Origin of the sequence: Salipiger sp. HF18, from assembly GCF_011806505.1 — a bacterium.
In the GTDB taxonomy this organism is placed as follows: domain Bacteria; phylum Pseudomonadota; class Alphaproteobacteria; order Rhodobacterales; family Rhodobacteraceae; genus Salipiger; species Salipiger thiooxidans.
The window spans coordinates 1-574 of the sequence record NZ_JAATOS010000977.1 but is presented as its reverse complement, the minus strand read 5'-3'; the positions used below and the strand labels follow the sequence as shown (position 1 = coordinate 574).

The 574-nt window shown below is 73.9% G+C and carries 1 pseudogene; it reads left to right on the top strand.

Going from position 1 to position 574, the window contains the following annotated elements:
• Nucleotides 1–573: pseudogene (locus HC022_RS28365) on the top strand (alpha-2-macroglobulin family protein); the annotation flags it as partial.
• Nucleotide 574 lies beyond the last annotated feature (1 nt).

The following is a 574-nucleotide window of genomic DNA, read 5'->3' as shown; positions in this document are numbered from 1 at the left end:
GTCGAGGATTTCGTCCCCGAGCGCATCGACGTGACCCTGACACTCCCCGATGCGCCGATCCGTCGCGATGCGCCGCCGCTGCTGGATCTCGAGGCGCGCTACCTCTTTGGTGCGCCGGGGGCCGACCTGCCCATCGAGGGCGAACTCACCCTGATCCCGCGCCGCACGCTCGAGACGCTGCCCGGCTACAGTTTCGGGCGCCATGACGGCGAGGCCAATCCGCAGACCCGCGCCTTCGCCGCCGACCTGCGCACCGATGCCGACGGCAAGGCGCAGCTCACCCTGCCGCTGCCCGACCCGGATGCGGGGACCGAGGGCCGGCCGCAGGAGGCGCGGCTCACGCTGCGTGTGGCCGAGGGCTCCGGGCGTCCGGTCGAGCGCTCCGTCACCCGCGCGGTGGCCCCGGCGGGCCCGATGATCGGCATCCGGCCCGAGTTCGACGGTACGCTCCCCGAGGGCACCGAGGCGGCGTTCCTGCTGCAGGCGGTGGGCCCTGTCCTTGCGCCGGTGCCGATGCAGGTCGAATGGCGGGGGAACCGCGGGGCCACGCGCCACCCGTGGGACCAGCTCTAAG